The following is a 14,908-nucleotide window of genomic DNA, read 5'->3' as shown; positions in this document are numbered from 1 at the left end:
ACTTTGGCAGCCCCTATCGACCTCTCGGCAGCCATTCCCTCTACCCCAGCAGTGACCTCAACCCGGCGATGGCGCTCTGGCCACGCTCCTGCTTGCGCTCCGGGTTCTCCTTGTCGGCGCGACCTTCCCACTCCAGATCGTCCGCCGGCAGTTCGTCGAGGAAGCGGCTCGGGGTGCAGTCGAGCAGTTCGCCGTAAGCCTTGCGCTGGCGCGCCAGGGTCAGCGTCAGCGTGCGCCGGGCGCGGGTGATGCCGACATAGGCCAGGCGGCGCTCCTCTTCGATGGTGCCGGCCTCGATCGCGTTGCGGTGCGGCAGCAGCTCCTCCTCCAGGCCCATCAGATAGACATGCGGGAACTCGAGCCCCTTGGAGGCGTGCATGGTGAGCAGTTGCACGCGGTCGGAGTCGTCTTCCTCGGCCTGCTGCTCGAGGATGTCGCGCAGCACCAGGCGCGAGATCGCCGACTGCACGTCGTCGGTCTCTTCAGAGGCCTCGCCCTCCTCGTCGTCGCGGTGCATCGACTTCTCGAGCTGATCGATCAGGGTCCAGACGTTGGCCATGCGGCGCTCAGCGATGGTCGGCGCGCTGGCGTTCTGGTAGAGCCAGGCTTCGTAGTCCATGTCGCGGATCATCTCGCGGATCGCGGCGATGGCGTCGCCCTGATCCATGCGCTTGCGCACGCCATCGATGAAATGCGCAAAGCGCCCTAGCCTTTCGACGGCACGCGTCGGCAGCACCTGCTCCAGCCCCATCTCATGGCAGGCGGAGAACATCGAGCCGCCACGGTCAGAGGCGTAGTTGGCGAGCTTTTCCAGCGTGCCGGGGCCGATCTCCCGGCGCGGCACGTTGACGATACGCAGGAAGGCGTTGTCGTCGTCCGGGTTGATCAGCAGACGCAGATAGGCCATGGCGTCCTTGATCTCGTTACGCGAGAAGAACGAGGTGCCGCCGGAAAGCTTGTAGGGAATCTGGTGGTGCTGCAGCTTGAGCTCCAGCAGCCGAGCCTGGAAGTTGCCACGGTAGAGCACGGCGAAGTCGCGCCATTCGGCACGCTCCTTGATCCGCCGGGTGAGGATCTCGCCGGCCACGCGCTCGGCCTCCGCCTCCTCGTGGCGGTTGACGATCACGCGGATCGCATCGCCCTGGCCCATGTCCGACCACAGGGTCTTGTCGTAGACGTGGGGGTTGTTGGCGATCAGGGTATTGGCGGCGCGCAGGATGGTCGCGGTGGAGCGATAGTTCTGCTCCAGCTTGATCACGTTCAGGCGTGGGAAATCCTCGCCCAGGGTGACCAGGTTCTCCGGGCGTGCGCCGCGCCAGGCATAGATCGACTGGTCGTCGTCGCCGACCACGGTGAAGGTGGCGCGTTCGTCCATCAGCATCTTCACCAGCTGGTACTGGCTGACGTTGGTGTCCTGGTACTCGTCCACCAGCATGTAGTGGATACGCTTGCGCCAGCGCGCCAGGGCTTCGGGGTCGCTCGACAGCAGCACCACCGGCAGCATGATCAGGTCGTCGAAGTCGACTGCGTTATAGGCCTTGAGATGGCGGTTGTAGGCCTCGTAGATGCGCGCGGCGTACTGCTCGTCCTCGTCCGCGGCGTGGGAGATCGCGTGCCCCGGCAGCACCAGGTCGTTCTTCCACTGGGAGATCTGGCTCTGCACCGCGCCGATCTGCTCGGCGTCGGTGTCGGCCTCCTTCTGCATCAGGTCGCGCAGCAGCGCCTTGGCATCTTCCGGGTCGAACAGCGAAAAGCCCGGGCGGAAGCCCAGCGCCTTGAGCTCGCGGCGGATGATGTTGAGCCCCAGGTTGTGGAAGGTGGAGACGGTCAGCCCGTGGCCCTCACGCCCCTTGAGCATCTGCCCCACGCGCTCCTTCATCTCGCGCGCCGCCTTGTTGGTGAAGGTGACCGCGGCGATCTTGCGCGCGCTCATCCCGCACTCCTGGACCAGATAGGCGATCTTGGTGGTGATCACGCTGGTCTTGCCCGAGCCGGCCCCGGCCAGGACCAGACAGGGACCATCGATATAGCGCACCGCTTCCTGCTGGCGCGGGTTGAGCTTGGCAAGGCGTTGGCGGATATCGGACATGGGGGCAGAATCGCAGAGGTAGGAACGGTGAGATCAGAACGCTGACATGAGAACGATAGACAGGGAATGATACACCCCATGCAGATCAAAAGAGACGACCTGAGCGGGCCGGAGATCGCCGAGCTACTTAAAGCCCACCTGGCGGACTTCGCGCCCCACTCCCCGCCGGAGAGCCGGCATGCGCTGGATCTCTCGGCCCTGCGCCACCCGGACGTGCACTTTTATAGCGCCTGGGAAGATGGCGAGCTGCTCGGCTGCGGCGCCTTCAAGCGCCTCGATGCGACACACGCCGAACTCAAGTCGATGCGCACCGCTGAACGCCATCTGCGCCGCGGCGTGGGCCGGGCGCTGCTCACCCGGCTGATCGAGGAAGCGCGGGCGGCGGGGTTCGAGCGCCTGAGTCTGGAGACCGGCTCGGCGGCGCACTTCGACCCGGCGCACAGGCTCTATGCGGCATTCGGCTTCGAGACCTGCGGGCCCTTCGGCGATTACGTCGAAGACCCCTACAGCGTGTTCATGACCCGGCGGCTGTAAACCGACGCCCCAGGCCGCGCTCAGACATCCACCGCCCCGGCGAAGTCGAGCTGGCGCCACGCCTCGAAGACGATGATGGCGCAGGCGTTGGAGAGGTTCAGGCTGCGGCTGTCGGCCAGCATGGGAATGCGCAGACGCTGCGCCGGCGGCAGGGCATCCAGCATCTCCTGGGGCAGGCCGCGTGTCTCGGGACCGAAGACCAGCGCATCGCCCTCGCGATAGTGGATATGGTGGTAGCCGTGGCGGCCGCGGGTCGAGACCGCGAAGACCCGCTCCGGCCCGACGGTTTCGAGAAACGCCGACCAGTTGGCGTGCACCTGGACCCGCGCCCACTCGTGATAGTCGAGGCCGGCGCGGCGCAGCCGCTTGTCCTCCAGCTCGAAGGCCATCGGCTCGATCAGGTGCAGCCGGAAGCCGGTATTGGCGCAGAGCCGGATGATATTGCCGGTATTGGGCGGAATCTCGGGTTCGAACAGAACGATATCGAGCATGGCGGCAGCCTCGCGGTGAGGACGGGCATCACAGCGCATGATACGCCATCGGCGCCCACATGGGGCGCCGATGGCGGGGCCGGTTACCGTGACCGATTACACAGGCTGGGTATCGCCGGCCCGATGACAGATGCGCGACATCAGAAGCCGACGCTGACGCCCAGCACCGGCCCGCTGTCCAGGGTGTGGCCATCGTCGTTGTCGAAATCGGTACGCATATAGCGATAGCCGCCGTAGAGGTATGTGTGCGAGATGATGTTCACCCGCGCCTGGGCGCCGTACTCGTAGCTCTTGTCGATATCGCCGTGGGCCAGGCCCTTGGGCGTGTAGAAGCCGTAGGCCCCCACCGAGGTGAGCGGGATCGGCGTGTCGACGAAGGCAGAACCGCCCAGACCCAGGCCGCCACCGTTGCCATAGTGGGTATCCTGGTACTGATAGCGCCCGCCGACCGAGAGATCGACGCCCGGCAGCCACGGCGTGAACATCAGCGAGCCGGAGTACGCCTTGGCGTTGTGGCCACTGTCGTCAGTGTTGAGATAACCCACCCCGGCACGCAGGCTGGGCAGAATGGTCTGGCTGGCCTCGACCCCGAAGGAGTCCTTGCCGCCGTTGGCGGATACGCTCAGCGCCATCGCCTGCTGACTGGCGAAAACGAAAGTGGCGGTAGCGAGGGCGAAGCCCAAAGGTTTGAAATGGCTGCGCTTGATCATGTCACGTCTCCAGAAAGTCGCGCCGAAACGCGTTGGCCTTGCGGCTTAAGCGTGACATAATCCGGCAAATTATCAAACGGTGTTTTTTAAACTGTTTGTAATCCCCCGGTGCCCTGCCCGAGCCGCCGGGGAAGCGGCTCGGCCAAGAGCCCATTTCCAACCCCCTGACGGTGGGCGCCGGGGGCAGGGCAAAGCGAGGGTCCTTTGCCAGGGATGGCAAAGGTAGCGCCTAGGGAGGGGTTCACAGCGCCCTCGCGACGCCCTGCCACCGGATAAGCCCACGTCGTCTAGCGGTTGTGAAAGGCGTTTTAATGCGTAAAAACCCAGCGCGTCCGGGTTATGAGGCAGTGTTTACGCCACGGGGGGTCACGCCGTAGCGGTCACGATAGGCGCGGATCGCCTCGGCGTGGCGGCTGAAGTCGTCGGGCTCGCCGGCACCGGGCTCGCGCGCTTCGAGATAGGCGAGCATCTGGTCGAGATTGACGATACTGATCACCGGCATGGCGTAGGCCGCTTCGACCTCCTGGATGGCGCTGTGCGGCTTGAGGCTGTCGCCATCCTGGCCGCGCTCCTGGCGGTCCAGCGCGATCACCACGCCGGCGGCGCGCGCACCGGCGGCCTCGATCAGCTGCATGACTTCGCGAATGGCGGTGCCGGCGGTGATGACATCGTCGACGATCAGCACCCGACCGCGTAGTTCGGCGCCGACGATGTTGCCGCCCTCGCCGTGGTCCTTGGCTTCCTTGCGGTTGAAAGCAAAGGGGATATCACGGTCGTGATGGTCGGCCAGGGCAATGGCTGCGCTCGCCGCCAGCGAGATACCCTTGTAAGCTGGACCAAACAGTACATCTGTCTCGATCCCGCTGTCGGCGATGGCGCTGGCGTAGAAACGCCCAGTCTGGCCAGGGCGCGGCCGGAGCGAAACAGGCCGGCATTGAAGAAATAGGGGCTGACCCGACCGGACTTGAGCGTGAACTCACCGAACCGCAACGCCCCTTCGGCGATGGCAAATTCGATGAACTCCCGTTGATATGGTTGGATCTCCGCGCTCACTCGAGCCCCCCTGTGTCAGTCTCGGCCGTTGTCTTGTGTCGCTTGCGCCCCCATTTAAGGCGCTTCGCTTTTACCTAAATCTCGCAAGCTCGGGTATCATACACGCGCGACGAAGAAGGAACACGGTATGAAAATCGCCAGCATCAATGTCAACGGGATCCGTGACGCCGTCGAACGAGGCTTTCTCGATTGGCTGGCCGAGCAGGATGCCGATGTCGTCTGCGTGCAGAACCTGAAAGCCAAGAGCTTCGAGCTGGACGACAGCATCCTCTATCCGGAGGGTTACGAAGGCTACTTCCTGGACGCCGAGCAGGACGGCTTCTCCGGCGTCGGGCTCTATTGTCGCAAGATTCCCAAGGCGATCATGTATGGCCTGGGCTTCGAGCAGTGCGATCACGAAGGGCGCTTTCTGCAGGCGGACTACGACCGCTTCAGCATCGCCACCTTCCTGATGCCGGACGGCCAGGACCCGGCCGCCAAGCAGACGTTCATGACCCAGTACCTCGAGTATCTGAACAAGATGGCGCGCAAGCGGCGCGAATACATCATCTGCGGCACCTGGCACATCGCGCACAAGACGCTCGACCTGGCCAACTGGACCGACAACCAGACGACCCCCGGCTTCAAGCCCGAAGAGCGGGCGTGGATGGATCAGGTCTTCGGCCCAACCGGGTTCATCGACACCTTCCGCGAGGTCAATCGCGACGCCAACCAGTACACCTGGTGGCCAAGCTCGACCAGGAAGTGCCGCGGGCTCGTCAGGAAGGCTGGCGTCTCGACTATCAGGTGGTCGGCCCCAACTTCCGCCGCCATGTGAAGGACGCCTGGATCGATACCGACGCCACCTTCAGCGAGTTCGCCCCGCTGATCGTGGAGTACGATCTCGAGCTCTGATCTCGACCGTTGGTCTCGACGCGCAGACGCCCCGCCAATGCGGGGCGTCTTGCGTTGGGTACGACAGCGGGCGGCTAGCCGCGTTGCCAGGGCCAGTTGGTCTTGACCAGATCGATCACCTCGTCGCCGCGGCCACTCATGATCGCGCGCAGGGTATAGAGGCTGAAGCCCTTGGCCTGCTCGGCCTGGATACGCGGCGGGATCGACAGCTCCTGCTTGGCCGTGCGCACGTCGATCAGCGCCGGGCCTGGATGTTCGAACGCCGCCGTCAGCGCCGCATCGAGCTGCTCGGAGGAGTCCCCCGCTGGCTGAACAGGCCCAGCGACTCGGCAACCTCGGCGAAGTTGGCCGGCGATAGATCGGTCACCTTGTCGACGAACCCAGCGGCTTTCATCTCCATCGCCACGAAACCCAGGGTCTGGTTGTTGTAGACCACGATCTTCACCGGCAGCTGCTGCTCGACCAGGGTGATCAGATCACCCATCAACATGCTGATGCCGCCATCGCCGGCCAGCGCCACCACCTGGCGCTCGGGAAAGGCCGCCTGCCACCCCATCGCCTGCGGCGTTGCAGTCGCCATCGAGCCGTGCATGAACGAGCCGGTCAGGCGCCGCTGCCCGTTCATCGCCCGATAGCGCGCCGCCCACACCGTCGGCGTGCCCACGTCGCAGGTGAACACCGTATCCGCGGCGGCAAGCTCGCTGACCCGCGCGGTCAGATACTGCGGATGCAGCGGCTCGCCCTCGGCGCGCGGCGTGGCCAGCTCGTCGAGCCCCTGGCGCGCCTTGCGGTAGTGCGCCTGGGTCTCCTCGAGGAAGCTACGATCGGGCTGTTCGGCCAGCCGCGGCAACAGTGCGTCCAGCGTGGCGCCGATATCCCCCACCAGCCCCTGGCGCAGCGAACAGCGCCGCCCGAGATGCGCGCCGCGCTCATCGATCTGGACGATATTGCCGTGTTCGGGGAAGAAGTCGCGATACGGGAAGTTGGTCCCCAGCATCAGCAGGAAGTCGCACTTCTTGAGGGCCTGGTAGCCGGAGCTGAAGCCGATCAGCCCGGTCATGCCGACATCGTAGGGGTTGTCGTACTCCAGTGACTGCTTGCCGCGCAGGGCGTGGATCACCGGCGCCTTGAGCCGCTCGGCCAGCGCGATTACCTGGGCGTGATGGCCGTGGCAGCCATAGCCGCCGAGAATCGCGATACGCGAATGGCCGGCAAGCTGCTCGGCCAGCGCATCCAGCGCCTCTGGCGGCGGCACCGCCACGCCCCGTACCGGGGGATTCCAACTCGCCTGCTTGACCGGTGCGGGCTTGAGCGCGACATCCCCCGGCACCACGATCACCGCCACCCGGCGCTGGGTCAGCGCCGTGTTCATGGCGGTCTCGAGTACTTGCGGCATCTGCTCGGGGGAAGAGACCAGCTCACAGTAGTCGCTGCACTCGCGGAACAGATTCTCGGGGTGGGTCTCCTGGAAATAGCCCAGGCCGATCTCGCTGGAGGGAATCTGCGCCGCGATCGCCAGCATCGGCACGCCGGCGCGCTGGGCCTCGTAGAGACCGTTGATCAGATGCAGGTTGCCCGGCCCGCAAGAGCCGGCACACACGCTCAGCGTCTGGGTGGCATCGGCCTCGGCGCTGGCGGCCAGCGCCGCCACCTCTTCGTGGCGCACGCCGCGCCAGCGAATCTGCTCCTGACGCCGCAGGCTCTCGGTAAGGCCGTTGAGGGAATCCCCCGGCAGGCCCCAGATATGACGCACGCCGGCACGGGCGAGGGTATCGACGATCAGATCCGCAATAGTGAACTCGGCCACGCTGCTCTCCTGGCGATGGAGGCCGCGCCGGCGCAGGGCCTGGCTCGGCCCGGTGATGAATGACTTGGGCTGAAGACTAGACCTTAGTCTAGTCGACGCCGTCAGCCATGCGAGCCGGGCCAGGCCGGGAAGCGCAGTCGCACGCTCAGAGGGTGTTTACAAATTCGGCGAGCGAAGGCCAGACCGGGGCGCGTAGCTAAGGCAAAATCGGTCGAAAAAGCGGAGTTTACACGGGGTAAATGAGCATTTTGAGACCGATTTTAACGCCGTATTGTCGAGCGCAGGCATTTTGTAAACACCCTCTCAGCGGCGCACGCCGAGCACCTCGCGCTGCTTGTCGAACAGGGTCTGGCAGCCGCCCTCGGCAAGATCGAGCATGGCGTTGAGCTCGGCGCGGGAGAATGCCTCGGCCTCAGCGGTGCCCTGCACCTCGATCAGCTTGCCGTCTTCGGTCATCACCACGTTCATATCGGTGTCGGCGGCGCTGTCCTCGGGGTAGTCCAGATCGAGCACCGGGATATTCTTGTAGACTCCGACCGAGATCGAGCTGACCAGCTGGCGAAAGGGGTCGGACTTGATCAGCTTCTTGCGCTGCATGTGCTGCAGCGCCTCGACCAGCGCCACGCAGGCACCGGTGATCGAGGCGGTACGCGTGCCGCCATCGGCCTGGAGCACGTCGCAGTCCACGGTGATGGTGAATTCACCCAGCTTCTTCAGATCCACCGCGGCGCGCAGACTGCGGCCGATCAGGCGCTGAATCTCCAGCGTGCGACCGCCCTGCTTGCCACGCGCCGCCTCGCGCCCGCCGCGGGTATGGGTGGCGCGCGGCAGCATGCCGTACTCGGCGGTGACCCAGCCCTGGTTCTTGCCGCGCAGCCAGCGCGGCACGCCGGCCTCGACGCTGGCGTTGCAGAGCACCTGGGTGTCACCGAAGCTCACCAGCACCGAGCCCTCGGCGTGGCGGGTGAAACCGCGGGTCAGCGTGACCTCGCGGGGCTGGTCGGGGCGTCGTCCACTCGGGCGCATGAAAGCCTCATCGAAAACCTGTGAATTGAGACGCCGCATTCTACCCGACTGCGCGGCGAATTCCCCGCCGCCTCGGAGGCGTATCCCCCAGCGGCGATGGGTTACACTCGACGCCAAGCGCGATCATAGATAGACAGACGCGACGCACGACCCCAGATGCCCCATGCGCTCAAGGACTTCCCATGCCCCATAGCATGACCGCTTTCTCTCGCCAGACCCATGAAGCCGAGTGGGGCAGCCTGCAGCTCGAGCTGCGCTCGGTGAACCAGCGCTATCTGGAGCCGCACTTTCGTCTCGCCGATGCGCTGCGCGATCTCGAACCCGCCTACCGCGATGCCCTGCGCCAGCGCCTGTCGCGCGGCAAGGTGGAGTGCGCGCTGCGCTTCGAGCCGGCGGAGGGTGGCACTACCCCGGAGATCAACGATGCCCAGTTGGCGGCACTGGCCCAGGCCCTCGGCCAGGTACGCCGCACGCTGCCGGAAGCGCCGATGCCCAATGCCCTCGAACTGCTCGCCCACCCCGGCGTGATGGCCAGCCAGCGCCTCGACCTGGATGCGGTCAAGGCCGCCGCCCTGGCGCTGTTCGAGACGGCGCTGAGCGATCTGGAACAAGGCCGCGCCCGCGAGGGCGAGCGCCTGGCGGCGCTGATCCGTGAACGTCTGGACGGCGTGCGCGAGCAGATCGCCAACGTGCGTGCCCACCTGCCCACGATGCTCGAACGCCAGCGCGCCCTGCTGCTCGAACGTCTGGAGAGCGCCCGCGCCGAGCTCGACCCACAGCGGCTGGAAGCGGAGATGGTGCTGGTGGCGCAGAAGGCCGATGTCGCCGAAGAGCTCGACCGTCTGGAGACCCATGTCGGCGAGGTCGAGCGTCAACTCAAGCAAAAGGGCCCCATCGGCCGGCGGCTGGACTTCCTGATGCAGGAGCTCAACCGCGAAGCCAACACCCTCTCCTCCAAGGCGGTGGTCGCCGAGACGACTCGCTGCGCGGTGGAGCTGAAGGTGCTGATCGAACAGATGCGCGAGCAGATTCAGAATATCGAGTAGCGCCCGCCCCTCTCGAAGGCGGCGGCGGGCGCGACCAGAACACGCCCGGCGGCGCTACAGCTTGTAGCTCGCGGGGTTGTCCCAGATGCTCTCTTCTCTCGCGAAGGCGGGGTTGTCGTCGGTGATCTCGCGCTCGCCGATCAGCTGCATCCAGGAGTCGATGTCGGCGCTGCTGATCTTGCCGTCCGCGCCATCCTGCTTGTGCAGCGTATCCAGCAGGGCGAAGAACTCTTCGTTCTTGAGCAGGAATTTTGCCGCCTCCTGCTCCTGCTTGGCGTGGCCGTTTTCCGGATCGGCGATCTTCTCGAGATCCGACTTGCTGACGATATCGTCGCCGCCGGTCCAGTCGTTGCCACCATCGCCCTCGTCCCAGTTGAACAGAATGGTGTCGATGGTCTCCTTGTGCTCCTGGTAGAACGCCTGGCCGTGGATATTGAGCTGCATCTGGTCCTTGTCGAAGTCGAAGAAGAAGTCATCGACGTTGCCGTTCTCACGGATCTCCTGGGTGAACTTCTCGTACTGCTCCGGCTGCGCCTCCCACGCCGCCATGTCCTCGGGGAACCACTCCTTGAACAGCGGGTCGGGCTCCTTGTCGTCGTCGCCGGCGTGCATCATCTCCTTGAAGCCATAGCTGGAGTTGATCAGGTAGTTGAACTTCTCGCCCCAGTCATCCTCGGTCACGCCATCTTCGGCGAACTGCTCGAACTGCTCGCGGATCTTGCCTTCGGTCTCGGCGCCCTTCTTCTGCGCCATCACGGCATTGAGGATCAGACTGACGACACCCACGCCGAGCCCGATCAGGTTGCCGATGGGGCCGGCCGCACGCAGGCCCGCCCCCAGCCCGGAGAGCACGCGGGAGGCGGTCTGCAGTGACGCCCCGATCTCGGCGGCGCCGCCGATGGTGAAGAACGAGCCGGAGACCACGCCCGTGGAGCTGGCGGCGAACTCCATCGGGGTGCCGCCATTCTTGATCAGTTGGTTCAGCCCGACGCCCGCGACGACGGTGTCGAGAATCCCCCCGGCGAAGTCGGTCATGTAGGCCAGCCCCCTGAGCGCCGGGCCGAAGATATTGGTCTTCTTCTTGCTGCTGCTGTCGCCACCGGTGCCGCTGGGGCTGTCGGGCGACGTACCGCCGGGACTGTCGGGCAACGTGCCGCCGGGGGTGCGTTCGCCGTTGGTCATCACGTCGGCTTGGGCATCCAGTGCCTGGTTCCAGGACTGCATCGCGGATTTCGACGACTCGCCATTGGCGGGATCGAAGCGCTGGTGCAGGTCGTCACTGAGGTTGTCGAGGTCGTCCAGCGCATCGCCGGCGCCGCTGGGCAGGGTGCCGCCGTCCGTCGGGCGCACGTCGTCCAGGCGGTTGGCGATCTCGTCCAGGCGATCGAGCTGCTGCGCGCGATCGCTGGCGGTGAGCGTCGGGTCGGCTTCGATCGATGCGCGGATGGCACGCTGCTTCTCCATGATCTCGTCGAACCGTGCCGGCGCCTGTTCCGGCATCTTGCCCTTACCCTTGCCGTCGGCATCCAGCAGCTCGCGGTACTCCGCCACCGCCCGGTCGAAGTCGTCGATCTGGGCGAAGCGCTGCTCCGAGGGTGTCACCGAAGAGGCGAAAGGCTGGATCTCCTCGAACAGGTCGTCGACGAGTCCCCTGAGGTCGTCCGCATTCTGGGGCGCCAGGCCCTCCTTCTTCATCTCGACCTTGTCGAGCCGATCCTCGATCGTATCCAGGCGCTGCTGGATCTCCTTCTTCTCGTCGTCGCTGAGCGAGTCGGACGTCTTGACGATGCGGTCGACCTCGTCGAGCTGGCCCTGGATGTCGTCGACCAGCCCCTGGGCCTTTTGCTCGAAGTCGGGGGCATCCTTCTGATCGAGGAGGGTATCGAAGGATTCGAGCTTGCCGCGGATGTCGTCCAGCTTGCCCCGCGCCTGCTCGCCCGGGTTGAGGGAGGGCGCCTTGTCGCCATTGAAGGTGTCGGGGAAGCGCTCGCGCAGGATATCGCCCATCTCCTTGTCGAGACCGAGCGCCTGAGTATTTAACAGCTTGGCCAGCCGGCTGCCTTCATCGAGTTTCGCGCCAGCGGCGTCGGTGATGCCCTTGAGCGCGAAGGGCGTGGTGCCGATGAACACCAGCATGCCGCGCGCGACGGTCATGCGCTCCTGCCAGGTATCGCCGAAGTCGTCACCCGAGCGGCGATAGATGGCATTGGCCAGCGCCGCGGTGCCGCCGATCGCGAACATCGCGTTCGAGTTCATCAGGCTGCGGAACTGGGATTTCAGCGTCCCCTGCACGTTGTTACGCTGGCTGTCGCTGAGTTCGACGATGGGTGGCTGGCCGTCACGGCTGGTGGTCATGTTGCGCAGCCGCTCGCTCACCTTCTGCATGACATCGCGCATGAGAGACGAATCCTTCAGCGCCGTCTCGAGATTACTGCCGCTCAGTGCCGCCGTCTTGATGACCTCCTTGAGCCCGGCGGCGATCGCCATGATCTTGGTGAACTGCAGTTTCTCGTCCGCCGATAGATTGGGCGGTACCGCGCCCTTGGGGTCTGTCTTGTCGGCGGAGAGCGCATCCTGCACTGCGTGCCACACGCCATCGGTGGTCTGAATGCCGAAGGTGCCATAGGTAATGCTGGTGAGAATGGTCGGCACCATGTCGGCGGCAACCTGCTCCGCGGCCGCTTCGCTCTCCGGCGATAGGTCGCCGCCATTCTGGGCAGCATCGTACTCGGCGTCGATGTCGGCGAGCTCTTCCTCCACCCCTCTGGCGGCACTCGCGGCGGTGATGCTGCCACGCGCCTCGGCCGCACGCTCGGGGTCGAGCGCCTGCAGCGTGTTCAGGTCATTGTTCAGGCGGGTGGCGGCCTCGTCGCCGAACCCCTTGTCGCGCAGCGACTCGATGGCATCGAGATAGTCCGCGCCCTTGTCGCCGGTCAGCGAGTCGTAGATCTTGTCGGCCAGCCCATCGCGATCCTTGATCTTGCTCTGGGCCTCCGCCATCGCCTCGTTGGTGAACTTGGCGATCTCCTCGTCACCGAGCAGCTTGGCGAGCTCCTGGCCGAGCTTCTCTTCATGGATCAGGCCACGCAGGTCGGCAGGGTCCATACCCTGGGTATCGCTGGCGTAGTAGGTCCAGTCGCCGCCATGGTCGACGGTCATGTAGGGCAGATACTGAAAACTGCCATCATCCAGTTGAGTCTTGAGTTCGAGCAGCCGAGCGTACTTCTTGAAGTTCTCGTTGTCCGAGTTTTCCGCCTTCTCCTCCAGCTTCTCCATATAGAGTTCGGTGACCGTCTTGGCCTCGCCATCGTCGTTCTCGACGGTGGTTTCCTGGCCCATCAGGTTGGTCTCTTCCGAGCCGGGCAGGTCGTGATCGCCGAATACGTCGTCGATGACATCCTCGCTGGAGGTGTTCTGGAAGCTGGAGGCGGCCTCGAAATGCTCCGGTGTCACCCCCTTGGAGACGACGAACTTTTCGCCGTCGACCTCGACTAGCTTGAGCCCCTCGATGACGTCGCCGTGCTCGTCGGTAGCGCTCTTGACGCTGTCGCCCTTGCCCAGCACGGGGATGTCCTCGTCGGCGTCGCGCAGCTGGTAACCGTCGTCCTCGAGTTCGTGGATATGCTTCCAGGTCTTCTGGGCCTCGGAGACCGTCTCGAACATGGCTGGCGTCAGGGCCTTGGAGACCACCACGTCGCGGCCGTCATGGGTGGTAAAGCGGATGACATCGTCGCGCGCATCGTTCTGCCAGTGAAAGCGCTTGAAGTCGTTGAAATCGGGCGCCTCGGTCTCGGCGCCGGCTACCATGGCGCCGTCTTCGACCGCACCATCGATGGCCGACTGATGCTCGGCGTCCCCACCCAGGGTCGCGTACTGCTCGCTCAAGTAGTCGTAGAGCGCAGGATTGTCGCTGCGCGCGACGACGAACTTCTCGCCGTCATGCTCGTAGCGAATCACCTCCGGCCCCACTTCACCGGGCGCTCCGACCTCGGTGTTGTAGTAGGGCGGCGGGGTGGCGTCGCCGCCAAGGCGTTTGTAGCCGTCCGCCTCGCTCTTGTTGATGCCGATCAGGCTTTCATAATCCTTCTTGATGGCAGCGAAGAGCTCTGGGTTGGCGCGCTCGGCAACCACGACACGGGCGCCGTTCTGCATCTCGTAGCGGATGACCCCCTTGGCCACTTCATCGGGCGGGCCGATGAAACGATAGTCGCTCAGCTTGCCAGGGGGTTCGGCATCCAGCGGCAACACGCCGTAGCCCTCCTCGCTGCTCTGGTTGAGCGCGGTCATCTGGGCGGCATCCTGCTTGACCGTCTCGAACAGCGCCGGCGTGGTGTGCCGGTCGACCTCGACGGTCTTGCCGCCCTTGGTCTCGTAGCGAATGAGGTCATCTCCGAAGGTCACGATCTGCTTGTAGTCGTTCAGGTTCCTGGGCGCTCGGGTGTCGCCGTCGGCGATCTGTTTTTCGCCCGGTTCAGCGTCTTTTTTCTGACCGGTTCCACGGTTCGACAATACGGCCTGGGATAGCGTCACGCGCCAGCCTTCGGGAGGAGGGGCCTGATGGCCGGCGGTGTGGGCGTCAGGAACATAAGACGACTTCAACGTAACTTCTCCAGCCATATTCAAAACCTCCCGGTCCTTTTCGTGTCGCTGCCGCGTCGCTATCAGCAGCCTTTACCGACACCGATTGCCCCATCGGCTGCTGTCAATTCCGGTTGCAAGGCCACCAGCGTGTAGCGAGATATCGCCTGTCATCGATGAAAAAAGCCCCGTGCTTGTCAGCGTGGTGTCACCACTACCCGCGCATCCTCGGCATACCATCGATGTCAGTCGTTTTTCTTCAACATAAGAGCTAAATGGCAACGGCAAAAGTCCTCGGCGGCAACGAGACCATTGTCTAAAAATTCGCAAAAATAGAAATAAAACATAAACTTATAGAAAAATGCAGAAAATATTGCCATGAAAAGCATATTACACAGGATATAACTCTGAAAAGCTGGCGATGGCTGTATCTGTAAAACTACATTGCTTTACGCAGCAGTCGCGCCTTTCGGCTTATCCGATCGCGACATCCGGATCGCCGTCACGACACGCGCCGGCGTGCCCCTCAAGCCCTCCATGCTAGACAGCTAACCACAAGCCAATGATCTCAAAAGTATTTTTAACTGATCGTTCAATATCATAATAATGTTGGATCACATTCAAAATTGGCGACTATAAATGTTGGACGAATGATCCCGAAAAGACACACTCCGATAAAA

9 protein-coding genes and 2 pseudogenes are annotated in these 14,908 nt (G+C 64.2%); 3 read left to right on the top strand and 8 right to left on the bottom strand.

Features of this window, described 5'->3' with window-relative positions:
• Positions 1-40 precede the first annotated feature (40 nt).
• The gene (rep, locus tag CN538_RS08355) at positions 41-2,089 is read right to left on the bottom strand and encodes a DNA helicase Rep (protein ID WP_106419136.1); all 2,049 of its coding nucleotides are present in this window, start codon (positions 2,087-2,089) and stop codon (positions 41-43) included.
• Positions 2,090-2,167: 78 nt separating this feature from the next.
• On the opposite strand from rep, the gene CN538_RS08350 reads away from it, so the two are divergent.
• On the top strand, positions 2,168-2,623 hold the full coding sequence (locus tag CN538_RS08350) for a GNAT family N-acetyltransferase (protein ID WP_106419135.1): 456 nt from the start codon (positions 2,168-2,170) through the stop codon (positions 2,621-2,623).
• A gap of 20 nt (positions 2,624-2,643) precedes the next feature.
• Here CN538_RS08350 and trmL read toward each other — a convergent pair whose 3' ends face one another.
• The 3 genes and pseudogenes from trmL to pyrE all read right to left on the bottom strand — a co-directional run bounded on the left by trmL (position 2,644) and on the right by pyrE (position 4,865).
• On the bottom strand, positions 2,644-3,114 hold the full coding sequence (gene trmL / locus CN538_RS08345) for a tRNA (uridine(34)/cytosine(34)/5-carboxymethylaminomethyluridine(34)-2'-O)-methyltransferase TrmL (protein ID WP_106419134.1): 471 nt from the start codon (positions 3,112-3,114) through the stop codon (positions 2,644-2,646).
• A gap of 140 nt (positions 3,115-3,254) precedes the next feature.
• Complete coding sequence (locus CN538_RS08340) at positions 3,255-3,824, bottom strand: YfaZ family outer membrane protein (protein ID WP_035470217.1); 570 nt, start codon at positions 3,822-3,824, stop codon at positions 3,255-3,257.
• A gap of 337 nt (positions 3,825-4,161) precedes the next feature.
• A pseudogene (pyrE, locus tag CN538_RS08335) lies at positions 4,162-4,865 on the bottom strand (orotate phosphoribosyltransferase).
• Positions 4,866-5,004: 139 nt separating this feature from the next.
• Here pyrE and CN538_RS08330 point away from each other — a divergent pair.
• Positions 5,005-5,771, top strand: a pseudogene (locus tag CN538_RS08330) (exodeoxyribonuclease III).
• A 74-nt stretch (positions 5,772-5,845) separates the two neighbouring features.
• Here CN538_RS08330 and CN538_RS25085 read toward each other — a convergent pair.
• The 3 genes from CN538_RS25085 to rph form a co-directional block, all read right to left on the bottom strand.
• Positions 5,846-6,001: a hypothetical protein gene (locus tag CN538_RS25085; protein WP_340638292.1), complete on the bottom strand. Its 156-nt coding sequence runs from the start codon at positions 5,999-6,001 to the stop codon at positions 5,846-5,848.
• Positions 6,002-6,039: 38 nt separating this feature from the next.
• Positions 6,040-7,578 carry a ubiquinone-dependent pyruvate dehydrogenase gene (gene poxB, locus CN538_RS08325; protein WP_340638291.1) on the bottom strand — a complete coding sequence of 513 codons (1,539 nt, stop codon included), beginning with the start codon at positions 7,576-7,578 and terminating at the stop codon, positions 6,040-6,042.
• 303 nt (positions 7,579-7,881) lie between these two features.
• Positions 7,882-8,604 (bottom strand): ribonuclease PH, encoded by a 723-nt coding sequence (gene rph, locus CN538_RS08320; RefSeq protein ID WP_106420594.1) that lies wholly within the window; start codon positions 8,602-8,604, stop codon positions 7,882-7,884.
• Positions 8,605-8,786: 182 nt separating this feature from the next.
• On the opposite strand from rph, the gene CN538_RS08315 reads away from it, so the two are divergent.
• Positions 8,787-9,650: a YicC/YloC family endoribonuclease gene (locus tag CN538_RS08315; protein ID WP_106419133.1), complete on the top strand. Its 864-nt coding sequence runs from the start codon at positions 8,787-8,789 to the stop codon at positions 9,648-9,650.
• 54 nt (positions 9,651-9,704) lie between these two features.
• Here CN538_RS08315 and CN538_RS08310 read toward each other — a convergent pair whose 3' ends face one another.
• The gene (locus CN538_RS08310; RefSeq protein ID WP_106419132.1) at positions 9,705-14,180 is read right to left on the bottom strand and encodes a spectrin repeat-containing protein; all 4,476 of its coding nucleotides are present in this window, start codon (positions 14,178-14,180) and stop codon (positions 9,705-9,707) included.
• Positions 14,181-14,908 lie beyond the last annotated feature (728 nt).

The sequence above is a fragment of the Salinicola tamaricis genome, from assembly GCF_003006155.1.
In the GTDB taxonomy this organism is placed as follows: domain Bacteria; phylum Pseudomonadota; class Gammaproteobacteria; order Pseudomonadales; family Halomonadaceae; genus Salinicola; species Salinicola tamaricis.
The sequence above is the reverse complement of the archived record's forward strand: the minus strand, read 5'-3'. Positions and strand labels throughout refer to the sequence as shown.